This window comes from Burkholderia sp. 22PA0106 (assembly GCF_047497155.1).
Taxonomy (GTDB): domain Bacteria; phylum Pseudomonadota; class Gammaproteobacteria; order Burkholderiales; family Burkholderiaceae; genus Burkholderia.
Genome location: NZ_CP163163.1, coordinates 788565 through 812199 on the forward strand (window position 1 = coordinate 788565; position 23635 = coordinate 812199).

Consider the following 23635-nt stretch of genomic DNA (forward strand, 5'->3'; position numbering starts at 1 on the left):
CCGGAGCGGGGCACTCGCGCCACGCCGCGCACGCCTCCCCGCCCGGATTTCAGCACACGGTGCCCGGCTCGCCGCCGCGCGCCGGGCCGTCTCATGGGGAATTGCCGGATGTCGAATGTGCCTCTCAAACCGGCGCGTCGCGGCGCGTTGACGCTGGTTGCCGGCCGGCGCGATGCCGGGTGCCGCGCCGCGCACCGGATCGCGCGCCTTGTGCAGGACGATCCACCGCCTGCCATGCCTGATATGCCTGATGCGGCGTTGCCGCCGCGCTGGTTCGAGGAATGGATCGGTTATGTCGGCGACCGCGCCGACGTGGCGCCGTCGCCGAAGCGGAGCGGCTGAACGATGGCGCCGAACCTCGAAGATGCCACCGAGGGCGCGGGCGAGCCGTACCGCCCGCTCGGGCTGGCAGAGCTGTTGCGCGCGGCCGGGCAGGGGCTGGACCTCACGCCGCTCGGCGCGCAACTGGTCCGCTATCTGGAGACCCGCGACGAGCCCGATGCGCTGCTCGAACTCGCGCTCGTGCTCGAACTGAAGTACCAGCCCGAGGCGGCCGCGCAGGTGCAGCAACTGGCGCTCGCGAATCGTCAGCACTACGTGCTGCCGCGCGCCGCGTCGCCCGGTGCGCCGCGCCTGCTGGTGCTGAAGACGCCCGGCGACCTGATCGCCAACACGCCGTTCGAATGCCTGATCGAGCGGGCCGATCTGCACGTGGACGTGCTGTACGTGGACGACGCGCTGCCGCTGCCCGCCGCGTTGCCGCCGCATGACGTGCTGCTGGTGGCCGCCTGCGCGTCGGACGCCAACGCGCCGCGCCTCGCGCGCATGGCGGCGCTGGCCGCGCGCAGCCCGCGCCCGCTGATCAACGCGCCGCAGCGCATCGGCTCGACCGCGCGCGAGGCGGCGTTCGCGCTGCTCGGCGATCAGCCCGGCATCCGCATGGCCGAGACGGTGCGCGTGCCGCGCGAACGGCTGGCCGAGGCCGCGCGAGACGGTGCGCCGGTGGCCGGCCTGAACGCCGCCTATCCGCTGATCGTGCGGCCGGTGGGCTCGCACGCGGGGCGCGGGCTGGTGCGCATCGATGCGCCGGCCGACTTCGACGCGTATCTGCAAGCTATGGCGGACGAGGCGTTCTATGTCGCGCCGTTCGTCGACTACCGCAGCGACGACGGCCTCTACCGCAAGTACCGGATCGTGATGTGCGATGGCGTGCCGCTCGTGTGCCACATGGGGATTTCGTCGCACTGGATCGTCCATTACCCGTACGCGGAAATGGCCGGCGACACGTCGCGGCGCGACGAGGAAGCGCATTGCTTCGCCAGCTTCGATGCCGATTTCGCGGTGCGCCACCGCGAGGCGTTCGCGCGCATCGCGGTGCGCACCGGCCTCGATTACGTGGGCCTCGATTGCGCCGAGACGCGCGACGGCGCGCTGCTGATCTTCGAGACGGCCACCGCGATGGTGGTGCACGACATCGACGATCCCGCGCTGTACCCGTACAAGCTGCCGCAGATGCAGCGCGTGTTCGACGCGTTCCTCGCCATGATCACACGGCGCGCGGCCTTGGCCGATGCCGACGGTTTCATCGGTTCTCCTGACGTTCCCGAATCTCCAGAATCTCCCGAATCTCCTGACGCACGAGCATGACGAATCCCAACGCCCTCAATTTTTCCGGCGGCCCCGGCGCGCTGCCCGAGGTGGTGCTGGCCCAGACGCGCGACGCGATCGTCGCGCTGCCCGACACCGGCCTGTCGATCCTCGGCACCAGCCATCGCTCCGAATGGTTTCGCGCGCTGCTGCTGGAGGCCGAACGCAACCTGCGCGAGCTGCTGGGGCTGTCCGACGACTACGCCCTGACGTTCCAGCAGGGCGGCAGCAGCCTGCAGTTCGCGATGATCCCGATGAACTTCGCCACGCCCGACCATGCGCCGCCCGAATACGTGGTGTCCGGCTACTGGAGCCGCCGCGCCGCGCGCGATGCCGCCAGCGTCGGCCCGGCCACGGTGGCGTGGGACGGCGAGGCGCGCGGCTTCGTCGATCTGCCCGACCTGCGCGCGCTCGCGCCCGATCCGCACGCGGCCTATCTGCACTACGTGTCGAACGAGACGGTGGAGGGTTTGCAGTTCGACGCGCTCGATACCGAACTGGCGGTGCCGGTGATCGCCGACATGTCGTCGGATTTTTTGTCCGCGCCGCTGCGCATGGATCGCTACGCGATGCTCTACGCGCATGCGCAGAAGAACCTCGGCCCGTCGGGCGTGACGGTGGCGATCGTGCACCGCTCGCTGCTGGCGCGCGTGCCGGCCAGGCTGCCGGCGATGCTCGACCATCGCATCCATGTGGCGCACGGCTCGAACTACAACACGCCGCCGGTGTTCGCGATCTACGTGCTGACGCTGGTGTCGCGCTGGCTGCGCGACGAGGTGGGCGGGCTGGCGGCGATGGGCGAGATCAACGCGCGCAAGTCGGCGCGGCTGTTCGCGACGCTCGACGCGCTCGGCGACGCCGTGTCGATCCACGCCGCGCCGCGCTGGCGCTCGCACATGAACGTGGCGTTCTCGTTCAAGGACGCCTGGATGGACGACGCGTTCGTGGATTACGCGGGGCGCTACGGGATCGTCGGGCTGGACGGGCACCGCTCGATCGGCGGGCTGCGCGCGTCGCTCTACAACGCGGTGACGGAGGAGGCGGTCGAGACCTTGTGCGAGGCGCTGCTGACGTTCGGGCGCACGCGGCTTTGAGCGGGTAGGGGCGTGGTGACAGTGCAAGCGGCGTAAGCGACGTTGCCGCCTCGGGGTGAGGCGTTATCGAATCGAAACGGATGCCGTGGCGTCGGCATGCCGCGCGAGCCGGTGCATGAGCGGGCCGGGCGTGGCAGTATGAGCGCGCCTCGCATTCATCGCGATGACACGACCGAGCCCAGGCGCCGCGATGCGGCAGCCGGGCCGTCCCACCGTTCGACGCCATCTCATCCGCATGACATCGCAATCCGCTTACACGATCCGGCTGGCCGACGGCCAGCACGACGCCGCGCGCGCCTGGCTCGCGCAACACCTGAACCAGTACAACGACGCGCAATCGGGCCAGCCCGACAACACCCCGCTCGACCTGATCGTGACCGACCCGGCCACCGGTGCGGTGCTCGGCGGCCTGACCGGCCGCACCTCGCTCGGCGTGCTGTTCATCGACATGTTCTATCTGTCCGAGCCGTTGCGCCGGGGCGGCGTGGGCAGCGAACTGCTGCGGCAGGCGCAGGCCGAGGCGCGCCGGCGCGGCTGCGAGCACGCGGTGCTCTACACCATCTCGTTCCAGGCGCCGCGCTTCTACGAGAAGCACGGCTTCACGGTGTTCGGGGAGATCCCGTGCCAGCCGGCCGGGGTGTCGCGCTACTTCATGCGCAAGGCGCTGCGCGACGAATGAGGCTTGAGGCGTGAGGCGTGAAGCCCGCGTCGCGCAGGGGAGGGCTTACTTCTTGTCGCCCACCAGCCCGGTGCGCTCCTGCACGCCCCAATGGCGGTTGCCGCGCAGGAAGTAGAGCCAGCCGAGCGCGGCGCCGGCATGGCGCAGCACCTGGAAGCTGAACGGTTCGAACACCGAAGCGACGAACGCGATCGCGAGGCTCGACTGTTCGCGGTAGCCGGTCCAGCGCCGATACAGATGGATCGACCACAGGTGGAACGCGAAATCGATCGCGATCTTCGCGCCGATCACGCCCGAGATCGACAGCGCGGTGTGGAAGCGGTGCTCGCAGAGGAACACCAGCAGCAGCGCGATCGCGGTCAGGCCGTAGATCGGCTGCAGCGTGTCGAGCGCCTTGACCGGCAGCATCAGCAGGCCGAGCTGGCCGTAGCGGCGGTTGCCGGTCATGTCGCGGTTCCAGTACTGCGTCTGCAGGAAGCCCGCGAACCAGCGGCGGCGCTGACGCAGGAACGCGCGCAGCGTGCCCGGCGCATCGGTGTGTGCGTGGGCGTCGCCGATCACGCGCACCCGCCAGGTTTCGCCCTGCTCGACGGCGTAGCGGCGCAGCCGGTGAATCAGTTCGTAATCCTCGACAAGACATTCGCCGTCGAAGCCGCCCACCTTCAGCACCGCGTCGCGGCGGAAGCACGCGAACGCACCCGAGATCAGCAGCAGGCTGTCGGCGCGCATCCACGCGAAGCGCGACATGAAGTTGCGGATGTACTCGTAGGTCTGGAACCACTGGAAGAAGCGGCCCGACAGATCGCGCGCGCAGATCGGCGTCAGGATGCCGGTGGCGGCCACCAGCTCAGGCTCGGCCACGAACGCGCGACGCATCGCGGCGCAGGCGTCGGGCGCGAGCCGCGTGTCGGCGTCCACCGTCAGCACGGCGTCGGTCTCCACATGCAGCAGCGCGGCGTTCAGCGCGGCGGCCTTGCCGCCGTGCGGCACGCGCAGCCAGCGCAAGGTGGGATACAGCGTGCTCGGCGCACTCAGTTCGCCGTCGGGCGCCTGCACGAGGCCGTATTGCTGGGTCAGCACGGCGATGGTGTCGTCGGTCGAGCCGTCGTCGGCGAACACGATCTGGTGCAGCGGCTCGGTCTGGCCGAACAGGCCGTCGAGCGTGACCTTGATGACGGGCGCTTCGTTGTAGGCGGCCACCACCACGCCGAGCGTGGGCTGCGGCTGGCCCGGGACGGGCTGCGCCGGCGCATGCACGGCCGACAGCTTGCCGGCCAGCGGCCAGATCTTGACCGCCACGAACGCGAGCAGCAGCGTGTCGTAGATCACATACGCGATGCCGACCGACCAGGACACCAGGCCCGGCAGCAGCGCGCGCGTGATCAGCAGGATCCACACCGCCATCGCGCCGCCGTGGATCAGCACGCTGATCAGGGTGGTGCCGCGCGGCGTGAGGCGCGGCGACATGCGGGTGCGGGCCAGGTCGAGCGCCTCGCGCGCGGCGGCCGTCACGGCGCGTGCGGCGGCGGCGCGGGCCGACGCGCTCTTGGCGACGGTCAGGGCAGACGAGGGCGTGCTCACGGCAGCATCCGGCGCAGGACCGATTCGCGATCGAACAGCTCGTGCTTGAGCGCGCCGAGCACATGCATCGCCAGCACCACGTAGAGCGCGTAGGCGGCCCAGGTGTGCATCGTGCCGAACAGCCCGTGCAGATAGTTCTTCAGGTCGGGCTGCAGGTTCTCGATGAAGCCCAGGCGGAACCACGGGATCACGTAGTACAGCGACATCGGGTGGGTGGCCGCGCCGTCCCAGGCCGAATCATGAAGCCAGCCGGTGATCGGCATCGCGAACATCAGCACGTACAGCAGGATGTGCGCGAGGTGCGCGGCGCGCAGCTCCCAGCGGCGGAACCAGCCCGGCAGCGCGGGCGGGCGGTGCGACACGCGCCACAGCACGCGCAGGATCGCCAGGCCGAGCACCGTGATGCCGATCGACTTGTGGATGTCGATGGCCGGGCGCACCCAGCCGTCGGGCATCCAGTCGGCGCTGATGGCGATCGCGACGTTGCAGAGGATGCCGAGCGCGATCAGCCAGTGCAGCGCCATCGCGGTGCGCGTGTAGCGCGGCACGCTGGGCGAGGCTTCGACGGCCGGGCTGGCGGAGGACGGAGCGCGTGAATTCATGGGTGAGGCTCTGGTGAAGAGGGTCGTAGCGCGCCCGCCGCCCGCATCGAAGCGGGCGGCGGCCGGGAATGCCGATGATCAGGACTTGCTGGTGGCGACCTGGCCGCGAATTTCGCCGCCCGGGTTCTTGGCCGTGTGCACGTTGAAGTACCAGCGGCCGGCCAGCAGGTCGGCTTCCTGCGCCGGGGTCAGCGTGGCGTGGCCTTCGATCGGGCTCGGCAGATCCTTGGTGGCGATCGGGATCACCACGCCGGCGTTCTTGCCGACCGGCGCCGGGCCGTGGAAGTGGGCCATCGTGGCCGGGCCGGTCAGGTCCGAATAGTCGACGTGCCAGGTCAGTTGCTTCGAATCGGTGTCGTAGCTGCCCATCAGCATGCCGTGGCCGTCGCTCTGCTTCGGCGGCACTTCGGTGGCGGCGGCCAGATCGGCGTGGACTTGCAGCGTTTCGGCCTGGGCCGACAGCGAGGCGGCCAGGCCGAGGGACAGCGCGGCGATCGTCAGGGCACGGCGGGAGATCAGTTTCATGGCGGTTTCGTCAGGTCGTATGCGTTGAAGAGTGGCGGTCGTCATCGTCGTCCGCTCCCTTGCTTAACGCATGGGGGTGGGGGCTTATTCCATCGGAATGCAAAAAAATCATCGAACCGTTCGCATGACGAATCGTCAGCAATGGAAAGCACTTCGTAAGTGCTTCGCCACCAGGCCAGCCGCCATGCGCGCACATGATACGCGCGGCGCCGCACGGCTGCATAAGCTGTACGGAAGATGGAATAGCGAGGGGGGCTCAGGCGTTCTGGAAGGGCAGGCTGGCTCCCACCATTCATTTACAACGACGAGGTTTTTCCATGTGGCATTCGATGGCAGCTCAGGTAGCGGTGCGGGGGCGTGCGGCGCGCTTCGCGATGGCGTTCGCGGCGCTGGCGGCGCTCGGCGCGTGTGCGGCGCCGCAATCCGGGGGGCAGGGCGCATCGGTCGCGCCGGTGGCGGCGGCGCCCGCTTCGCTCGAACCGCCGGGCGGCGGCGCGCCGGCGCTGACGCTGTTGGCGTCGGGCGTGCAGATCTATGCCTGCGAGTTCGACGCGCAGCATCGGCTGGGCTGGGTGTTCAAGCGGCCGGCGGCCACGCTCTACGACGCGAGCGGCCAGGCGCGCGTGCAGCACGGCGCGGGGCCGTCGTGGGCGGCGGCGGATGGCAGCCGGATCGTCGGCCGCGTGCTGGCGCAGCAGCCGTCGGCCACGCCGGGCAGCATCCCGCAACTGCTGCTGGAAACGCACGACACGGGCGGCGCGGGCCTGCTGGCCGGGGTGCGCCATGTGCAGCGGCTTGCCACGGTGGGCGGCGCGATGCCGGCCGCGCCGTGCGCGACCGAGCATCAGGAAGGCAGCACGCCGTATCTGGCGCGGTATGCGTTCTATCGATGAGCCTTGCGGGCGGGGGCGCTGAGTCAGATGGAGGGCGATGGGCGGCGGCGCGCGACGGGCAGTCTGCGGTAGGCGATAGTCGGCTGGCGGTAGGCGGTAGACGACGGTGCGCGGCAGGCAGTACGGGTGGCCGGGCAGCAGGCGAGGGTGCGCGACGAGCGAGGGCAGCGGCACGCGACAGGCGATCAGCGTGGCCGGGCAGCAGGCGAGGGTGCGCGACGGGCGAGGGCCGCGGCACGCGACAGGCGGTAAGCGCGGCCGGGCAGCAGGCCGCTGTGCCTGGCAGGCGGCAGGCCGCGATGGGCGGTAGGCGGCAGGCGACGGGCGCGGCGCGCGATAGGCGCTCTGCCCGCCGCCGGTTCAGGCGCGCGAGCCGAAATGGCGCTCGATCGCCTGCGCCCAATCGCTGTCGCGAGCGGACGGCGAACGATCACGGTCGAACCCGGGCGCGTCGAACACGCGTTCGGCCGGCGCGTCGATGCTCAGGCCCTTGCCTTCGGTGTCCGCCGACATCAGCGACCAGGGCACGGCGATCAAGTGGTCGTGCCGATCGTCGGCCGTGGCGATCAGTGCGTGGGTGATGCGACCCTCGCCCAGATCGACGAGCAAGTCGCTCAGGTGGCCGACTGCGGTGCCGTCCGGCGCACTGATGCTTGCGCCTTCGAGCGTGTGGACGGCGAGCGGCAGCGCGCCGCTCGAATCGGTTTCGCGATAGCCGGCAAGCGGACCGCTGTGGGTGCCGGGCGTGGGGCTGGGCGTCGATTTCATGGGGAATCCTCCGTCAAGGGGGCGGATGACGTCGTCGTGGCGAGGTCATCCACCGAAGCGGAAAGGGGCCGGGGCAAGCCGGGCCGAGAGGTCGAACGCCCTGAAGGTGCGCAAGCCGCGTGCCGCGTCCCGGCGCATTGTGCGACGGGCCTGCGAGCGGGGCGGCGCGCGTTTTTACAAGGCGGCGAGGCTTTTGTACCTGGCCCTGGTTCGGGCGCATTTTCGGCCGCGCCCGCCTTTGTACAATGCGCGTGTCCCGACCTGTTCCCCGCCGCGCCATGACCGATCGCCAGCCCCGCCCCCGCCTGCAACCGCGCAAGACCCCGACCCAGCCGCGCGCAGCCGAAACGGTGGCCGCGATCGTCGAGGCCGCCGCGCAGGTGCTGGAGGCGCGCGGCCTGGACGGCTTCAACACCAATGCGGTGGCCGAGCGCGCGGGCGTCAGCATCGGTTCGCTCTACCAGTATTTCCCGGGCAAGGACGCGCTGACGGTGGCGCTGATGCAGCGCGAAACGCAGTGCTATCTCGACGAGATGGACGCCGCGCTGGCCGAGCCGGACGGCATCGCGGCGCTCGGCCTGCTGCTGGCCGCGACGGCGCGCCAGCAGTTGCAGCGGCCGAACCTGGCGCGGCTGCTCGACGAGCAGGAGGACAGCCCGGCGCTGCGCGATGCGGTGGAATGCGTCGGGCTGGAAGCGCCGATGACGACGATCCTGCGCCGCGTGCTGCCGGCGGGCGAGGGCGGGAGCCCCGGCGCGCTCGACCGTGCGGCGGCCGATCTCGGCGAGATCGTGCAGGCGCTGACCGATAGCGCCGGGGCGCGTGGCGAGCGCGATGTGGCGAGTTTGGAGCGGCGTTTGCGTGCGGCGGTGTTCGGGTATCTGCGCGAGCTGGATTTGATCGAGGGGCGGGGGAAAGCCGGGCGTGAAACCTGAAGCACGCCGCCGAATGTGAGCAAGCGCGAGGCCGACGAAGCGGCCCGGCGCATCAACGCGCCCTGCCGCGCGGGCCGCGCCACCCCGCCCGCCGCGCGCCGATGCGAGTAGCCGGCAACACGGGCCGGCTCGTATTCTGAACGGGTCGGCGGTACGGCATCGGGCCACCGCCATCGCACCCGCAAGGCATCGACATGACCGACGTGACCCGCAGCATGAAACTGAACCACCTGAGCTTTCCCTCGTCCGACACGGCCGCCACGGCGCGCTTTTTCGAGCGCTACCTCGGCTTCACGATCGCCGGCACCTGGGATCGCTCGTACATCCTCAAGCGCCCCGGCTTCGACGTCGTGATCGACGACGCCGGCGACGAAACGCTGGCCTGGCCGCGCAACTTCCACACCGGGTTCGAACTGCCCGACCTCGACGCCGTCGAGTCGCTCTACGCGCGGCTCAAGGGCGAGGGCGTGGCGATGGAGACGGCCGTGTTCAACAACGGCCGCGGTTCGCGCTTCTTCTGCCGCGCGCCGGGCGGCGTGATGTTCGAGCTGAACACGCGCGCCGATGCGTCGGACGAATATCGCGGCACGTTCGACGAGTAAGGCAGCAACGAAACCACGAAGCCATACGAAAGGGCGGCGCATCCGGCATCCGCCGATACACCGCCCTTGCTTCGTCATCCTGCCGTTCGTACTTAGCGCGTAACCGATTTAACCGGCGTGAACGGCGCGAAACGATCCAGATCTGCGCTGGCGTGGCGCTCATGCTGCTGGTCGGCCGGCTCGCCGCGCACGCTGTTCACGCGACGGCCGCGCTTGACGGCCGGCCGCTCGGCGATCTGCATGGCCCAGCGGCGCACGTGGGTGTATTCGACCACGTTGAGGAATTCGCCCGCACCGTACAACTCGCCGAGCGCGAGGCAGCCGTACCACGGCCAGATCGCGATGTCGGCGATCGAGTAGGCGTTGCCGGCGATATACGGGCGTTCGGCCAGCAACTGGTTCAGCACGTCGAGCTGGCGCTTGGTTTCCATCGTGAAGCGGTCGATCGGATATTCGAGCTTGTCGGGCGCATAGGCGTAGAAGTGGCCGAAGCCGCCGCCGAGGTACGGCGCCGAACCCATCTGCCAGAACAGCCAGTTCAGCGTTTCGGCGCGCGCGGCCGGTTCGCTCGGCACCAGCGCGCCGAACTTGTCGGCGAGGTAGAGCAGGATCGAGCCCGATTCGAACACGCGCACCGGCTGCGCGCCGCCGTGATCCACCAGCGCGGGAATCTTCGAGTTCGGATTGGCTTCGACAAAGCCGCTGCCGAACTGATCGCCGTCGCCGATGCGCACCAGCCAGGCGTCGTATTCGGCGCCCGTGTGGCCGAGCGCGAGCAGTTCTTCCAGCATCACGCCGATCTTCACGCCGTTCGGCGTGGCCAGCGAATAGAGTTGCAGCGGATGCGTGCCCACCGGCAGCGGCTTGTCGTGGGTCGCGCCCGCGACCGGGCGGTTGATGCTCGCGAAATGGCCGCCGGATGGCGCGCGCTGGGTCCAGACGGCCGGGGGAACGTAGACGGAATCCTGGCTCATGCAATCTTCTCCGAAAGAGGCGGCGGCAGCCCGCACGCATGGCGTGGGGCGGGTTGGTGGTGGCGGCGCGCGCGGCGAATCAGGCGGCGCGGGCGTTCCGCCGGGACCGTTACTGTAGTCAAGTTTCGGCAATCTCGCCGGAGGCGGCTGCGGGCCGCTACGGGGTGGAGGTCCGCCGCGTTCGATGGCGGCCGAGCAGCGTTTCGCGAGGCGGTTCATCATGTGCCCCTGGCCGCGCGCGGCGGCCGTGCGAATTTCAGCCGTGAATCGCGGTCGTGAACCGCGGTCGTGACTAGCAGTCGTGACTCGCAGCCGTGAACCGCGGTCGTGACTCGCAGCTGTGAACCGCAGCCGTGAACCGCAGCCGTGAACCGCATCAGCGATATACAGCGACGAATCACCGCTGCGATTCACCGCCATATTCCGCCTCCGCCGCGCGTGTTCCGTGACCCATCACAGGAACCCTCCGCATGCTTACGCTGCCTGCTTCGCTTCAATCGCGCGCCGCCTTGACGCCGCGTCCGCTCACCTCGCTCGTTCTCGGCGGCCGCCGCATCGGGAGGTTCGCATGAAGGCCGCCGTCCTGCGCGCACCGGGCGGGCTCGACCGCATCGAGATTCGCGACCTGCCCGATCCCGGCCAGCCGGGGCCCGGCCGGATTCGCGTCCGGCTGCACGCCACCTCGCTGAACTTCCACGATTTGATCGTCGCCAAGGGCGGCATGCCGGCCGACGACGGCCGCGTGCTGATGTCCGACGGCGCGGGCGTGGTGGAGGCGGTGGGCGAGGGCGTCGACGAATTCGCGCCGGGCGACGCCGTGGTGTCGCTGTTCTTCCCGCATTGGGCCGACGGCGCGGCGTTCGGCGCCGTGGGCAACTTCGCCGGCACGCCCGGCGACGGCGCGGACGGCTTCGCGACCGAGGTGGCGGTGCGCCCCGCGCAGGCCTTCACGCACGCGCCGCGCGGCTGGAGCCACGCCGAAAGCGCCACCATCACCACGGCCGGGCTGACCGCCTGGCGCGCGCTGGTGGGCGACGGCGCGCTGAAGGCCGGCGACACGGTGCTCACGCTCGGCACCGGCGGCGTGTCGATCGCCGCGCTGCAGATCGCCCGCGCGATGGGCGCGACCGTGATCGTCACGTCCTCGTCCGACCAGAAGCTGGCCCGCGCCAGCGCGCTCGGCGCGCATCACACCATCAACTACCGGCAGACGCCGGGCTGGGGCGCGGTGGCGCGCGAGCTGACCGGCGGGCGCGGCGTGGACCACGTGATCGAGCTGGGCGGCCCGGGCACGCTCGCGCAGTCGATCGACGCGGTGCGGGTGGGCGGCCATATCTCGCTGATCGGCGTGCTGACCTGCATGCAGGGCGAGGTGCCGACCGCCGCGCTGATGGCGAAGCAAGCGCGGCTGCAAGGGCTGATCGTCGGCAGCCGCCGCCAGCAGCAGGATTACGTGCGCGCGCTCGAACGCAACGCGATCCGCCCGGTGATCGACCGCAGCTTCGCGCTCGACGCGCTGGCCGAGGCGTTCCGCTGGCAGGAGCAGGGCGGGCATTTCGGCAAGATCGTCGCCGAGTGGTGATCTTTCCCGCGCCGGCGTCCGAGCCGATGCGGCGAACGTGAAAAAGCCGGCGATCGCGTGCTGCGATCGCCGGCTTTGTTCATGGCGGCATCACTGTGTGGCCGCCCCGATCGAGGCAGCCATGCGACGCGCTTACTTCGCGGTCGGCATCGCGAACTCCGCGCCCTTCTCGATGCTTTCGTTCCAGCGCTGCATGATCGACTTCTGGCGCGTGTAGAAGCGCACGCCTTCCTCGCCGTACGCATGCATGTCGCCGAACAGGCTGCGCTTCCAGCCGCCGAAGCCGTGCCAGGCCATCGGCACCGGGATCGGCACGTTGATGCCCACCATGCCCACTTCGATGCGGCGGCCGAATTCGCGCGCCACATGGCCGTCGCGCGTGTACACCGCCACGCCGTTGCCGAATTCGTGCGCGTTGATCAGGTCGATCGCCTCGCCGAGATCCTTCACGCGCACGCAGGCCAGCACCGGGCCGAAGATTTCTTCCTTGTAGATGCGCATTTCCGGCGTGACGTGGTCGAACAGCGTGCCGCCCGTGAAGAAGCCGTTTTCGTGGCCTTCGACCTGGTGACCGCGGCCGTCCACCACCAGCGTGGCGCCTTCCTCGACGCCCAGGCCGACATAGCCCTCGATGCGCTCCACGGCCTGACGCGTGACGATCGGGCCCATTTCGGATTCGGCGTTCATGCCGTTGCCGATCTTCAGCGCGCGGGCGCGTTCGGCCAGGCGCGGCACGATCTTGTCGGCCACGTCGCCCACCAGCACCGCCACCGAGATCGCCATGCAGCGCTCGCCGGCCGAGCCGTAGCCCGCGCCGATCAGGCCGTCGATGGCGGCGTCGAGATCCGCGTCGGGCATCACCACCATGTGGTTCTTCGCGCCGCCCAGCGCCTGCACGCGCTTGCCGTTCTTCGCGCCGGTTTCGTAAATGTAGTTGGCGATCGGCGTGGAGCCGACGAAGCTGACCGCCTTCACGTCGCGATGCTGGAGCAGCGCGTCGACCACTTCCTTGTCGCCCTGCACGACGTTGAACACGCCGTCCGGCAGGCCGGCTTCCTTGAACAGCGCGCCCATGAACAGCGAGGCCGACGGATCGCGCTCGCTCGGCTTCAGGATGAACGTGTTGCCGGCGGCGATCGCGACCGGGAACATCCAGCACGGCACCATGCACGGGAAGTTGAACGGCGTGATGCCGGCCACCACGCCGAGCGCCTGGCGGGTGGTCCAGTTGTCGATGCCGGTGGAGACCTGCTCGGTGTAGTCGCCCTTGAGCAGTTGCGGGATGCCGCAGGCGAATTCGATCACGTCGATGCCGCGCGAGACTTCGCCCTGCGCATCGCTGAACACCTTGCCGTGCTCGGCCACGATGATCGCGGCCAGCTCGTCGCGGCGCTGGTTCATCAGTTCGAGGAAGCGCAGCATGACGCGCGCGCGGCGGATTGCCGGCGTGTTGCTCCAGCCCGCGAACGCGCGCTTGGCCGATTCGACGGCCGCATCGACGTCGCGCGTGTCGCCCAGGCGCAGCGTGCGAGCCACCTCGCCGGTGGCCGGGTTGTAGACGGCCTGCGTGCGCGTGCCGTGGCTGGCGGTGCGCTGGCCGTCGATGAAGTGTTCGACGTCGGTGCGATCGGTGTACGGATTCATGGGCTCCTCCTGGGTGGATTGCCGGGCGTGGCCGGTCAGTGCTGTGCAGTGTAGGAGCCGCGCCGCCCGATGGATATACACTGCCGATGAAATCATTGTTTAAATTTCTGAACAATCACGCGATGAACATCGACCAAATCGAGAGCCTGTGGGCTCACCTGCACTGGCTCACGGTGCTGGCCGACCAGGGCAGCTACACGGGCGCGGCCGGGCGGCTCGGCGTCAGCAAGGCCGCGGTCAGCCTGAAGATCGCCGAGCTGGAGCGCGCCGCCGGCGTGCCGCTGGTGCAGCGCACCACGCGCAGCGTGCGGCTGACCGAGGCGGGGCTGCGCTTGGTGGAGGAAACCCGGCCGCTCTACGAACGCATCGCGCAGAGCTTCTCGGGCGTGCGCGACACGGCCGAGGTGGTGCGCGGCAGCCTGCGCGTGAGTGCGCCGGTGGCGCTGGCGCGCCAGCACCTGGCGCCGCGCCTGGCCGAATTCAGCCGCCGCCACCCGGAGGCGCGCGTGCAGCTCGACGTGTCGGACCGGCTCGTGTCGCTCGCCACCGAGGGCTTCGATCTGGCGATCCGCCACAGCGCCGCCGCGCCCGATACGCACGTGGCCTGGAAGCTGTGCCGCACGGTGTCGGTGCTGGTGGCCACGCCCGGTTATCTGGCGAAGCGCGGCGCGCCGGCCCGGCCCGAGGATCTGGTCGGGCACGATTGCCTCTATTACCCGCGCAGCCACGGGTCGACGGCCTGGAGCTTCGAGCGGGCCGGCACGCGCCGCACGCGCGCGGCGCGCGTCACCACGCCGATCGCCGGGCCGCTGTGTGCCAACAACAGCGAGGTGCTGCGCGATGCGGCGCTCGACGATCTCGGCATCGCGCTGCTGCCCGATTTCTCGGCCGTGGCCGCGCTGCGCGCCGGCACGCTGGTGCGCGTGCTGCCCGAGTGGCGGCCGGTGGGCGTGTTCGCCGAGCAATTGCTGGCGGTGCGTCCTTACGCGACGCATGTGCCGCGCGTGGTGACGGCGTTTGTCGCGTATCTGCGCGAGGCGTTCGCGCCGGGTTTCGGGGTGGAGGCGGAGGGGGAAGCGAGGGAGGGCCGGGACGCCAGGGAAGCGGAGGGCGACGCGAAGGGCGCCAAGGAGGCGAAGGGCCCCAAGGATGACGCGAAGAGCGCCAAGGAGGCAAAGGGCGCCAAGGCCGACGCCAAGGAAGGCAAGGAGGCCAGGAACGCGAAATACGCCAAACGCGCCGCCCCCCGTGCCTGAAATGGCGAGGGGCGCACCGCGATCCTGCGCGGTGCGCCCCTCAAGTTCGTTACCTCATCGTCAGGCCCCCGCTCCATCGCGGAGGCCGTCCGTTCAACTGCGCGTCGGCGGCGGCGCGTCGAGCGGCGAGCCGGCCGCCTGGCCCGATTCCTTGTCGGCGGGCGTGTCGGGATCGGCGTCGGGCGGAATCGCGCCGTCGTGCGATTCGCGCGTCAGCACGTTGCGCTGCGGGTTGGCGATGCGGATGCCGCGCTCGCGGAACGTCTCGGCGATGCGGCGGTTGAACTCGCGCTGCACGCCCCAGCGCGTGGTGTCCTTGCACTGGATCTGCCCCGACAGCGCGATCGACGCGCCGTCCACCGAATCGACGCCCCAATAGCTGAAGTCCGACAGGATGCCGTCCTTGTATTGCGGATCGACGCGCAACGCCGCGCCGATCTCCTTGAGCGTGGCCACGGCCGCGTCGAGATCCTCGCCGTACTGCACGCTGACCTTGACCGCCGCGTTGCCCAGCCCGCGATTGGTGTTGTTGACGGTGGATACCGAGCTGAACGGCACGGTGTGCAGCGAGCCGTCGCCGGCGCGCAACCGCACGGTGCGGATCGACAAATATTCCACCGTGCCCGACACGCCCGCCAGCGTGACCCAGTCGCCGACCTGCATGGCGTTTTCCATCAACAGGAAGATGCCGGTGATGAAATCCTGCACGAGCTTTTGCGAGCCGAAGCCGAGCGCCACGCCGAAGATGCTCGCGCCGGCCAGCAGCGGCCCGACGTTGACGCCCAGCTCGGACAGGCCGGTCAGCACCACCACCAGCAGGATCAGGATGAACAGCAGCGAGCGCAGCATCGGCAGCAGCGTGCGCAGGCGCGCGGCGCGCACCAGGTTGCCCTGCCGGGTCCAACTGTCGAGGCGGCGCTCGATGCCGATGTTGGCCGCCTCCCACACGAACAGCGCCACCACCGCCGCGATCGCGATCGTCACCAGCGCCGAGGCGAGCCGGTGGACGATGGTGCCCGATTCGAACGCGCGCAGCACCGGCACGCCCCAGATCTGCAGCAGCGCGATGATCGTCACGACGGCCACCACGCCCGAGACGATCTGGCGCAGCAGCGGGTAGTAGCGGTACGCATGGCGATGCACCACCGTGCCGCTGTCGGCGTCGCGCCGCTCGAACAGCCGGGCCAGCGCGCCGAACACCAGAATCGCGACGATCCGCATGCCGATCATGACCGCGATCGAGCGGCCGCCGAGCGAGATCAGGACGTGATAGCCGTTGTGCACGTCGAGCGCCCAGACGAACCACAGCGCCATCACCACGAACACCGTGACGGGCGCCCAGGCATCGGCCAGCGCGTTGCCGAGCAGCGCCAGCGACGGCTGCCCGGCGCAGTGCGCGCGAATCCGCGCGGCCACCGGCCGGCTGCATTGCAGGATCAGGATCGATACCATGACGTGGCCGATCAGCGCCACCGCCTTGAGCAGCGCCAGGTGCCCGGCCTCGCTGAGGCCGAAGCTCGCGGCGGTTTCCACCGCGGCCGCGCAGCCGCCCACCACCAGCCCGATCCGGCGAATCCAGTGCTGCGTGAACGCGGCCCAGCGATCGTCGATATGGAGCAGGCGCAGGTGCGGCGCATCGGGCTGGAAGAACAGCCGCGAGACGATCGCCACCATCCGGCAGATCACGTAGATGTCGATCAGCGAACTGACCGCATTGGCGGGCGGCGTGTCGTCGTCGGTCAGCGCCGACATCGTGAGCGTGGCCACGCCGACGAACACCAGCACCGGCACCGAGCGCAGCGCCAGGCTGATCAGCGCGCGCGGCATGCGGCGCAGCGCCGAACTGTGGCGCAGCGCGTGGCCGCGCCCTCGGCTGGCGTGGGCGATGTGCTGCGGGTCGAGCGAGGCGTTGGCGGCGGTGGCGGATACGTCCGCGTCGTTGGCGCCGAGCGCGGCGCGGTCCGCCTGCGCGCGCGCTTCGACGCGAGCCTCGGCCTGCGCCTCGGCGGCTGCGCCGGAGGCGTTCGAGGCCGCGGTGCTGTCGGCTTCGTCGTCGTGAGGGTCGTGGCCCGCGCGGCGTGCGGCGAGCGCGGCCAGCGCACGCCGCAGCAGCCGGCGCGCCAGCCATTCGACCGCGAGCGCCGGCAGCAGCGCCGCGAGGATCAGCTTCACGAAATCGAGGAATTCGGCGCGCTCGGTGCCGTGCGTGAGCTTGGCATGCCACCAGCTGCCGACCGAGCCGATGTCGAGCAGCGAATGCATCGAATCGCGCAGCGCGCCGCCGATCTGCGCGGCCCAATGTGCGCCCTGGCGCACCAGTTGCGACGCGAGGCCGTTGGTTTGCAGCGCCGCGGGCGTGGAGGCCGCGGCGGCGGCCGACGCGGCCGAACCGGCGCTGGCCGCCGATGCCGCACTGGCGGGCACGGGCGTGCTCAAGGCGCCGGCTGCCGCGATCGCGCGCAGCGTGGCTTCGAACTGCGTACGCTGATGCACGTTCTCGAGCACCGAAAGCGCTTGCTGGGCCTGCTGCGGGGTGAGCGGCGGCACGGCGTCCGAGTTTGCGGATGCCGGGGCAGGGGCGGCGGCATGGGCCGCCGAGACGACAATGGCGAGCAGCCAGCCGATCAGGATCTGTCGCATAGGGTGTGAATGGGGCACGCGGCACGGCGGCCCGTCTGGAAGGCGGTGGCAGGACGTTAACATGATTGCGTCCGGACCCGTTTGGTTCCGCACGCAGCGCGGGGCGTTCGGGCGGCCGGCGATGAAAGGAAATCGTCAGAATTGTCGAGCACGCGCGAGAACGCGCTTCGTTGCTTCGCTTCGCTGCCTTGCCCCGGCCGCTGTCACCATGACAGTGCGCCACTGTCGCCGCGAACCGTGCCTTGCCGCGCGGGCCGGGCCGGACGATAGTCGGTGCGCGGGGCCCGGCGCGCCCGCCGATGACCGACATGCCAACGACACGATCCGGAGGACGACACCATGCAACCCGACCATCCCCAACCGCGCGACTCAACCGCGCCCGGCGCACGCCGCGTGCCCGACGCAAGCGGCGTGCCGCTTCCGGCGCGCGTGAAGCTCGTCGAGGTCGGCCCGCGCGACGGCCTGCAGAACGAAGCCGCGTTCGTTGCGACCGCAACCAAGATCGGCCTGATCGAACGCCTGCTCGACGCGGGCGCCAGGCATATCGAGGCCGCCTCGTTCGTGTCGCCGAAATGGGTGCCGCAGATGGCCGACGGCGCGCAGGTGCTCGCTGGCGTGGCCAACGCGGCGGGCCGCGGCGATGCGGTGCTGTCGGCGCTGGTGCCGAACCTGCGCGGGCTGGAGGCGGCGCTGGCGGCGCGCTGCGACGAGGTGGCGGTGTTCGCGGCGGCGTCCGAAAGCTTCTCGCGGGCGAATATCCAGTGCAGCATCGCCGAGAGCCTCGCGCGCTTCGTGCCGGTGATCGAGCAGGCGCGGCAGGCCGGCGTGCCGGTGCGCGGCTACGTGTCGTGCGTGCTCGGCTGCCCGTACGAGGGCGAAGTGGCCCCGGCTCAGGTGGCCGCCGTGGCGGGCGAGCTGTACCGGATGGGCTGCCACGAGATCAGCCTCGGCGACACCGTCGGGCGCGGCACGCCGCTGGCCACCCGGCGCATGCTCGACGCCTGCGTGCGCGAGGTGCCGGTGGCCGCGCTGGCCGGGCACTTCCACGACACCTGGGGGATGGCGGTGGCGAACGTGTTCGCGGCGCTGCAGGCCGGGGTGGCCGTGTTCGACGCGTCGGTGTCGGGGATCGGCGGCTGCCCGTATTCGCCGGGCGTCACCGGCAACCTGGCGAGCGAGGACCTGGTTTATCTGTGCGATGGGCTGGGGATCGAAACCGGCATCGATCTGGGGCGGCTGGTGGCGGCCGGCGAAACCATCTCGGCCGCGCTCGGGCGGCCCGGCGTGTCGCGGGCCGCGCGGGCGTGGCAGGCGCGAAGCGCGGCGGCGGTGGCCTGCGCGTGAGGCGGGCGCCTGCGACCCGTCACACCAACCGCAACGCCTCCACGCGCGGATCGCACACCAGCATGTAGCCCGGCGCGTGCGTGATGCAGATCGACGGCCGCGCCTCGATCACGGCCGCCTGCGGCGTGACCCCGCAGCCCCAGAACACCGGCTGCTCGCCGGCGCGGATCTCGGTCGGTTCGCCCTCGTCGGGGCGGCTCACGTCGGCGATGCCGATCGCGGCCGGATCGCCGACATGGAGCGGCGCGCCGTGCGCGCCCGGCAGCTTCGCGCACACCTCGAACGCGATCGCGGTCTCCTCGGCCGTGTAGGGCCGCATCGACACCACGGTCGGCCCGCGAAACGGCCCGACCGGCACGGTCTGCAGCGCGCTGCGATACATCGGCACGACCTTGCGCTCGTCCACGTGGCGCACGCGCAGCCCGGCCTGTTCGAGCGCGAACTCGAACGACAGCGAACAGCCGATCACGAAGCCGACGAAATCGTCCTGCCACAGCGCGCGGATCTCGCGCGGCTCGTCCACCAGCACGCCGTCGCGCCAGACGCGATAGCGCGGCAGGTCGGTGCGCAGGTCGAGATCGGCGCCGAGCGCGGGCAGGTGCGGGTCGCCCGGCTCGGTCATGCCGATCAGCGGGCACGGCACGGGGTTGGCGCGGCAGTAGGCGGCGAAATCGTTCGCATAGGCGGCGGGCAGGATCACGAGGTTGCCCTGCGCGTGGCCCGGGGCCGCGCCGCTGGTGTTGCCGTCGTAGCCGGCGCGAAACGCCAGGCGCGCGCCGTGCGGCGTGTTCAGGGCCGCCTCGGGCGGGGGCGGGGAAGCGATCTCGGTCATGGTCTCCAGCCGGGTGGCGTCGAGGGGTGGGTCGGATCAGTCGAGCGCGGCGTTGGCCGTCTCGCGCATCGCCAGCAGCGCCACGCCGCCGATCAGCATCGCGCCCACCAGCAGGAACGCGGGCGACATCAGGTTGCCGGTCGCGCCGATCAGCGCGGTGGCGAGGTAGGGCGTCACGCCGCCGCCGAGCATCGCGCCGAAGTTGAAGCTGAACGCCATGCCGGTATAGCGCACCCGCGTCGGGAATTGTTCGGCGTAGGTCGGGTAGCCCACCGATTGCACGGCCGGCATGGGCAGCGCCACCACGAACATCGCGAGCGCGGCCAGCGCGAAGCTGTGCCGGTTCATCAGCACCATCATCGGGAAGATCAGCACCACGTAACCCACGAAGCCGGCGATCAGCACGCGGCGCCGCCCGATGCGGTCCGACAGCCCGCCCCACAGCGGCATCATGACGGCCATCGCCAGGCTGATGCAGGCCATCAGCGCGAACACGCTCACCTTGTCGTACTTGAGGTAGGTGGTCAGGTAGATGTTCATGAACACGAAGCCGACCCAGTAGCCCGCGTTCTGGCCGAACGAGATCAGGAATACCTTGAGCAGCGCCGCGCGATGCCGCGCGAACACCTCGGCGAGCGGCGCCTTGGCCGGCTCGTGGCGCGCGGCGGCCTGGCGGAACGCCACCGATTCGTCGACGCGCTTGCGGATCAGCGCCGACAGCAGCACGAACGGGATCGCCATCAGGAACGGAATGCGCCAGCCGCCCGCATGCATCTGCTCCGCGCCGACGAACGCGGTGGTCAGGCTGCAGACGATCGCGGCCAGCGCGCCGCCGATCGCCACGCCCACCGGCGTGAACGCGCCGTAGAAGCCGCGCCGGCCGCGCGGTGCGGATTCCGCCAGATAGGCCGCCGCGCCCGTCACTTCCGCGCCCGAGAAGAAGCCCTGCGCGAGCCGCGCCGCGAGCAGCGCGATGGGCGCGGCCACGCCGGCGGTGGCCGCGGTGGGCAGCAGGCCGACCGCCGCGGTGGCGACGCCCATCCCGATCACCGTCACCAGCAGCACGGCGCGCCGGCCGACGCGGTCGCCGAACCGGCCCAGCACGACGCCGCCGATCGGCCGCATCAGGAACGCGCTGCCGAAGATCGCGAGGATCGACAGCAGCGCGGCGGTGGGGTTGTCGGCCGGAAAGAACAGCGGGCCGATCAGCGCCGCCATGTAGCCGTACACACCGAATTCGTAGTATTCGATCGCCGTGCCGGCGGCCGCCGCCAGCGCGGCCTTGCGTGCGATCGCGCGGGCGGTGGCGCCGGATGCGTCCGGTTCCAGCGGCGCCGCCTGAAGCTCTGCCGTGCTTGCGTTCAACATCTGGACTCCTGATTAATGGCTGGCCGGCATGTCGGTATGCCGGCGTGGGGATCGAACGAAGCGATGAAACTAGTGCGTGATGGCGAGCGCGCCGTGAGGATCGAATGCCGGCGGCCGCACCGCGATGCCGGCCGCGTCGAGCGCGGCGCGAATCCGCTGCGCGAACGCGGCCGCGCCGGGCTGGTCGCCGTGGATGCAGAGCGTGTCGGGTTCGATCGGGATCGCCACGCCGTTCACGGAATGCACCACGCCGTCGTGCAGCATGCCGAACACCTGGCGGATCGCGGTGTCCGCATCGGTGATCAGCGCGCGCGGGTCGCCGCGCGGCGTCAGCGAGCCGTCGTCCTGGTAGGTGCGGTCGGCGAACACTTCCTGCGCGACGCGCAGGCCCGCGTCGCGCGCGGCGTCCACCATCACCGAGCCGGCCAGCGCGTAGAACACCAGCGCGGGGTCCACATCGCGCACCGCCGCGCAGATCGGCTCGGCGATCTCGCGGCGGCGCGCGGCGAGGTTGTAGAGCGCGCCGTGCGGCTTGACGTGCGCGAGCCGCGCGCCGGCCGCCTCGGCGAACGCCTTGACCGCGCCGACCTGGTAGACGGTGATCGCGTACAGCTCGTCGGCGCTCAATTGCATGTCGCGGCGGCCGAAGCCGGGCAGATCCGGGAAGCCCGGATGCGCGCCGATCGCCGCGCCGGCCGCGCGGGCCGCCTGCACGGTGCGCGCGATGGTGCGCGGGTCGCCGGCGTGGAAGCCGCAGGCGATATTGGCCGAGCTGACGTGCGGCAGCACCGCGGCGTCGTCGCCGAGCCGGTAGATGCCGAAGCTCTCGCCCAGGTCGCTGTTGAAATCGAGTTCAGTGCGCATGGCCTTGCTCCCAGGCGGCGAAGCCGCGTGCCTGCGCGAGCGCGAGGCGCTGCGCGTCGGCCAGTTCGATCCGCTCGAAACGCAGCGCCTCGCCGGGCGAGGCTTGCGCGAGGCGCGGCAGGTCGACCGCGCACACCTGCGCGATCTTCGGGTAACCGCCGGTGGTCTGGCGGTCGGCCATCAGCACGATCGGCTGGCCGTCGGGCGGCACCTGCACGGTGCCGAACGCGAGCGCTTCCGAGGCGGCCTCGAACGGCGCGGCCAGCGCGAGCGGCGCGCCTTCGAGCCGGTAGCCCATCCGATCCGATTGCGCGGACACGCGATAGGCGGTGCCGAGCAGGGTGGCGTGCGCGTCGCTGCTGAAGCGCGCCCATTCGCGGCCGGCCACGATCCGCAGCGGCTCGCCGGCCTCGCGCAGCACGCCGTCGGCGAACACCGGGCCGAAGCCGTCGCGTTCGCGGAACGACGGATAGCGTTCGCGCATCGCCAGCGTGTCGCCACGGCGCAGCGCGCGGCCGCGCAGGCCGCCGTAGCCGGCGCGCAGCGCGGTGCTGGCGCTGCCCATCGGCGTGGCCAGCGCGAAGCCGCCGCGCACCGCCAGATACGCGCGCACGCCGCTGCGGCGGCGCTCGAAGCCGAGCGTGCTGCCCACCGGCGCGACCGTCGCGCGATCGCGCGGCAGCGGTCGGTCGTCGAGCCAGGCATCGAGATCCGCGCCGCATACGGCGATCACCGCCGCACGATGAAAGCGCAGCGTCGGGCCGGTCAGCGTGATTTCGAGCGTGGCGTCGCCGGGCGCGTTGCCGACCAGCGCGTTGGCGAGCCGGTGCGCGTGTTCGTCCATCGCGCCGTTGGCCGGCACGCCGAGATGCTGGTAACCGGTGCGGCCGAGATCCTGAAAGCTGGACAGCGCGCCGGGGCGGATCACTTCGATCGTCATGCGGCTTTCCTCGGGGCGTGTTCGTTGGCAGCCCGAAACGTGTCTTCGTCGATCGGCACGAAGCGCACGCGGTCGCCGGCCGTGACGAGGCAGGGCGCGTCGCGCTCGGCGTCGAACAGCGCGAGCGGGGTGCGGCCGATCACGTTCCAACCGCCCGGCAGCATGGTCGGATAGATCACCGATTGCCGGTTGGCGAGACCCACCGAGCCGGACGCCACCGAGGTGCGCGGCGTCGCGCGCCGCGCCACCGCCAGCGCCGGATCGAACAGGCCGAGATACGGGTGGCCCGGCGCGAAGCCGAGCATCATGACGTCCACCAGCGTGTCGCTGTGCAGGCGAATCAGTTCGGATTCCGACAGGCCGCACGACTGCGCGACGCCCGCCAGATCGGGGCCGTGCAGGCCGCCGTAGCACACCGGAATCTCGACGATGCGGCTCGACGCGTTCGCGTGCCGCGCGGCATCGGCCGTGGCGTCGCCGCCTTGCCAGGCCGCGTCGAGGCACGCGCCGATCAGCCGCTCCACCACTGCGTACGGAGAGGCATCGGCGCGCTTGAACGGCACCCGTTCGAGCGCGTAATGGATGCCGACCGTGGCCATCGCCGGCACGATATCCACCACGAACGGCAGGCGCGCCTGCGCGATGGCCGCCGCCGCATGACGCGCGGCCAGATTGGCGCGGCGCAGGTCCGGCGCGTGCAGATCGACCATCAGCAGGCGCTCGCCCGAGGGCGCGAGCGTCCAGCGAACCTCGGTCAACGGCTCGGCGGCGGCCGGGGCGGGGCGATCGTCGTCGTCAGTGGGGCGGGTCATGGCAGCGGCCGGATGCGTGGGAAAACCGGCGAGGGCGCACCGCCCCCGCCGCG

The 23635-nt window shown here is 70.8% G+C and carries 21 protein-coding genes and 1 pseudogene; 10 read left to right on the forward strand and 12 right to left on the reverse strand.

Features of this window, described 5'->3' with window-relative positions:
• Positions 1-147: 147 nt before the first annotated feature.
• From AB4850_RS18440 to AB4850_RS18455, 4 genes are all read left to right on the forward strand, one after another.
• Positions 148-342 carry a hypothetical protein gene (locus AB4850_RS18440; protein ID WP_414444452.1) on the forward strand — a complete coding sequence of 65 codons (195 nt, stop codon included), beginning with the start codon at positions 148-150 and terminating at the stop codon, positions 340-342.
• Between the two features lie 3 nt (positions 343-345).
• Positions 346-1647, forward strand: a complete 1302-nt coding sequence (locus AB4850_RS18445; protein ID WP_414444453.1) for an ATP-grasp domain-containing protein — start codon at positions 346-348, stop codon at positions 1645-1647.
• Complete coding sequence (gene serC / locus AB4850_RS18450; RefSeq protein ID WP_414444454.1) at positions 1644-2741, forward strand: 3-phosphoserine/phosphohydroxythreonine transaminase; 1098 nt, start codon at positions 1644-1646, stop codon at positions 2739-2741. The genes AB4850_RS18445 and serC overlap by 4 nt, the downstream gene beginning before the upstream one ends.
• Positions 2742-2976: 235 nt before the next feature.
• Positions 2977-3420: a GNAT family N-acetyltransferase gene (locus AB4850_RS18455; RefSeq protein WP_414444455.1), complete on the forward strand. Its 444-nt coding sequence runs from the start codon at positions 2977-2979 to the stop codon at positions 3418-3420.
• 45 nt (positions 3421-3465) lie between these two features.
• On the opposite strand, the gene AB4850_RS18460 is transcribed toward AB4850_RS18455, so the two are convergent.
• The 3 genes from AB4850_RS18460 to AB4850_RS18470 form a co-directional block, all read right to left on the reverse strand.
• Positions 3466-4887 (reverse strand): glycosyltransferase family 2 protein, encoded by a 1422-nt coding sequence (locus AB4850_RS18460; RefSeq protein WP_414445544.1) that lies wholly within the window; start codon positions 4885-4887, stop codon positions 3466-3468.
• A 110-nt stretch (positions 4888-4997) separates the two neighbouring features.
• Entirely contained in the window at positions 4998-5603 is a 606-nt protein-coding gene (locus AB4850_RS18465) for a cytochrome b (RefSeq protein WP_414444456.1), read from the reverse strand.
• 78 nt (positions 5604-5681) lie between these two features.
• Positions 5682-6128: a CHRD domain-containing protein gene (locus AB4850_RS18470; protein WP_414444457.1), complete on the reverse strand. Its 447-nt coding sequence runs from the start codon at positions 6126-6128 to the stop codon at positions 5682-5684.
• 317 nt (positions 6129-6445) lie between these two features.
• Between AB4850_RS18470 and AB4850_RS18475 the strand changes: the two genes are divergently transcribed.
• Positions 6446-7021 carry a DUF3455 domain-containing protein gene (locus tag AB4850_RS18475; protein ID WP_414444458.1) on the forward strand — a complete coding sequence of 192 codons (576 nt, stop codon included), beginning with the start codon at positions 6446-6448 and terminating at the stop codon, positions 7019-7021.
• A 360-nt stretch (positions 7022-7381) separates the two neighbouring features.
• Here the strand turns inward: AB4850_RS18475 and AB4850_RS18480 are convergent, their stop codons facing one another.
• On the reverse strand, positions 7382-7789 hold the full coding sequence (locus AB4850_RS18480; RefSeq protein ID WP_414444459.1) for a PRC-barrel domain-containing protein: 408 nt from the start codon (positions 7787-7789) through the stop codon (positions 7382-7384).
• Between the two features lie 278 nt (positions 7790-8067).
• Here AB4850_RS18480 and AB4850_RS18485 point away from each other — a divergent pair, with 278 nt between their 5' ends.
• Positions 8068-8724 carry a TetR/AcrR family transcriptional regulator gene (locus tag AB4850_RS18485; protein WP_414444460.1) on the forward strand — a complete coding sequence of 219 codons (657 nt, stop codon included), beginning with the start codon at positions 8068-8070 and terminating at the stop codon, positions 8722-8724.
• 194 nt (positions 8725-8918) lie between these two features.
• Complete coding sequence (locus tag AB4850_RS18490; RefSeq protein WP_414444461.1) at positions 8919-9326, forward strand: VOC family protein; 408 nt, start codon at positions 8919-8921, stop codon at positions 9324-9326.
• A 92-nt stretch (positions 9327-9418) separates the two neighbouring features.
• Here AB4850_RS18490 and yghU read toward each other — a convergent pair whose 3' ends face one another.
• The gene (gene yghU / locus AB4850_RS18495) at positions 9419-10300 is read right to left on the reverse strand and encodes a glutathione-dependent disulfide-bond oxidoreductase (protein ID WP_414444462.1); all 882 of its coding nucleotides are present in this window, start codon (positions 10298-10300) and stop codon (positions 9419-9421) included.
• A 568-nt stretch (positions 10301-10868) separates the two neighbouring features.
• Between yghU and AB4850_RS18500 the strand changes: the two genes are divergently transcribed.
• Entirely contained in the window at positions 10869-11882 is a 1014-nt protein-coding gene (locus AB4850_RS18500) for a zinc-dependent alcohol dehydrogenase family protein (RefSeq protein WP_414444463.1), read from the forward strand.
• A 132-nt stretch (positions 11883-12014) separates the two neighbouring features.
• On the opposite strand, the gene AB4850_RS18505 is transcribed toward AB4850_RS18500, so the two are convergent.
• Complete coding sequence (locus AB4850_RS18505) at positions 12015-13526, reverse strand: CoA-acylating methylmalonate-semialdehyde dehydrogenase (RefSeq protein WP_414444464.1); 1512 nt, start codon at positions 13524-13526, stop codon at positions 12015-12017.
• A 122-nt stretch (positions 13527-13648) separates the two neighbouring features.
• On the opposite strand from AB4850_RS18505, the pseudogene AB4850_RS18510 reads away from it, so the two are divergent.
• Positions 13649-14581, forward strand: a pseudogene (locus AB4850_RS18510) (LysR family transcriptional regulator); the annotation flags it as partial.
• A 294-nt stretch (positions 14582-14875) separates the two neighbouring features.
• Here the strand turns inward: AB4850_RS18510 and AB4850_RS18515 are convergent.
• Positions 14876-17422, reverse strand: a complete 2547-nt coding sequence (locus AB4850_RS18515) for a mechanosensitive ion channel family protein (RefSeq protein ID WP_414444465.1) — start codon at positions 17420-17422, stop codon at positions 14876-14878.
• Positions 17423-17833: 411 nt separating this feature from the next.
• On the opposite strand from AB4850_RS18515, the gene AB4850_RS18520 reads away from it, so the two are divergent.
• Complete coding sequence (locus AB4850_RS18520; RefSeq protein ID WP_414445545.1) at positions 17834-18766, forward strand: hydroxymethylglutaryl-CoA lyase; 933 nt, start codon at positions 17834-17836, stop codon at positions 18764-18766.
• 19 nt (positions 18767-18785) lie between these two features.
• Here AB4850_RS18520 and AB4850_RS18525 read toward each other — a convergent pair whose 3' ends face one another.
• The 5 genes from AB4850_RS18525 to pxpB all read right to left on the reverse strand — a co-directional run bounded on the left by AB4850_RS18525 (position 18786) and on the right by pxpB (position 23582).
• On the reverse strand, positions 18786-19598 hold the full coding sequence (locus AB4850_RS18525) for a putative hydro-lyase (protein WP_414444466.1): 813 nt from the start codon (positions 19596-19598) through the stop codon (positions 18786-18788).
• Positions 19599-19634: 36 nt separating this feature from the next.
• On the reverse strand, positions 19635-20966 hold the full coding sequence (locus AB4850_RS18530; protein ID WP_414444467.1) for an MFS transporter: 1332 nt from the start codon (positions 20964-20966) through the stop codon (positions 19635-19637).
• Between the two features lie 69 nt (positions 20967-21035).
• Positions 21036-21830, reverse strand: coding sequence for a LamB/YcsF family protein (locus AB4850_RS18535; RefSeq protein ID WP_414444468.1), 795 nt, complete (start codon positions 21828-21830; stop codon positions 21036-21038).
• Complete coding sequence (locus AB4850_RS18540) at positions 21820-22770, reverse strand: biotin-dependent carboxyltransferase family protein (protein ID WP_414444469.1); 951 nt, start codon at positions 22768-22770, stop codon at positions 21820-21822. Before AB4850_RS18540 ends, AB4850_RS18535 begins: the two co-directional genes overlap by 11 nt.
• On the reverse strand, positions 22767-23582 hold the full coding sequence (pxpB, locus tag AB4850_RS18545; RefSeq protein ID WP_414444470.1) for a 5-oxoprolinase subunit PxpB: 816 nt from the start codon (positions 23580-23582) through the stop codon (positions 22767-22769). Before pxpB ends, AB4850_RS18540 begins: the two co-directional genes overlap by 4 nt.
• Positions 23583-23635: the final 53 nt, after the last annotated feature.

Bases quoted from the DNA above. Each gene is read 5' to 3' on its own strand.
- AB4850_RS18540 (WP_414444469.1), bottom strand. From the start codon at position 22,770: ATGACGATCGAAGTGATCCGCCCCGGCGCGCTGTCCAGCTTTCAGGAT.
- AB4850_RS18485 (WP_414444460.1), top strand. From the start codon at position 8,068: ATGACCGATCGCCAGCCCCGCCCCCGCCTGCAACCGCGCAAGACCCCG.
- pxpB (WP_414444470.1), bottom strand. From the start codon at position 23,582: ATGACCCGCCCCACTGACGACGACGATCGCCCCGCCCCGGCCGCCGCC.
- yghU (WP_414444462.1), bottom strand. From the start codon at position 10,300: ATGAGCCAGGATTCCGTCTACGTTCCCCCGGCCGTCTGGACCCAGCGC.
- AB4850_RS18535 (WP_414444468.1), bottom strand. From the start codon at position 21,830: ATGCGCACTGAACTCGATTTCAACAGCGACCTGGGCGAGAGCTTCGGC.
- AB4850_RS18525 (WP_414444466.1), bottom strand. From the start codon at position 19,598: ATGACCGAGATCGCTTCCCCGCCCCCGCCCGAGGCGGCCCTGAACACG.
- serC (WP_414444454.1), top strand. From the start codon at position 1,644: ATGACGAATCCCAACGCCCTCAATTTTTCCGGCGGCCCCGGCGCGCTG.
- AB4850_RS18470 (WP_414444457.1), bottom strand. From the start codon at position 6,128: ATGAAACTGATCTCCCGCCGTGCCCTGACGATCGCCGCGCTGTCCCTC.
- AB4850_RS18530 (WP_414444467.1), bottom strand. From the start codon at position 20,966: ATGTTGAACGCAAGCACGGCAGAGCTTCAGGCGGCGCCGCTGGAACCG.
- AB4850_RS18445 (WP_414444453.1), top strand. From the start codon at position 346: ATGGCGCCGAACCTCGAAGATGCCACCGAGGGCGCGGGCGAGCCGTAC.
- AB4850_RS18460 (WP_414445544.1), bottom strand. From the start codon at position 4,887: ATGTCGCCGCGCCTCACGCCGCGCGGCACCACCCTGATCAGCGTGCTG.
- AB4850_RS18505 (WP_414444464.1), bottom strand. From the start codon at position 13,526: ATGAATCCGTACACCGATCGCACCGACGTCGAACACTTCATCGACGGC.
- AB4850_RS18490 (WP_414444461.1), top strand. From the start codon at position 8,919: ATGACCGACGTGACCCGCAGCATGAAACTGAACCACCTGAGCTTTCCC.
- AB4850_RS18480 (WP_414444459.1), bottom strand. From the start codon at position 7,789: ATGAAATCGACGCCCAGCCCCACGCCCGGCACCCACAGCGGTCCGCTT.
- AB4850_RS18475 (WP_414444458.1), top strand. From the start codon at position 6,446: ATGTGGCATTCGATGGCAGCTCAGGTAGCGGTGCGGGGGCGTGCGGCG.
- AB4850_RS18500 (WP_414444463.1), top strand. From the start codon at position 10,869: ATGAAGGCCGCCGTCCTGCGCGCACCGGGCGGGCTCGACCGCATCGAG.
- AB4850_RS18515 (WP_414444465.1), bottom strand. From the start codon at position 17,422: ATGCGACAGATCCTGATCGGCTGGCTGCTCGCCATTGTCGTCTCGGCG.
- AB4850_RS18455 (WP_414444455.1), top strand. From the start codon at position 2,977: ATGACATCGCAATCCGCTTACACGATCCGGCTGGCCGACGGCCAGCAC.
- AB4850_RS18465 (WP_414444456.1), bottom strand. From the start codon at position 5,603: ATGAATTCACGCGCTCCGTCCTCCGCCAGCCCGGCCGTCGAAGCCTCG.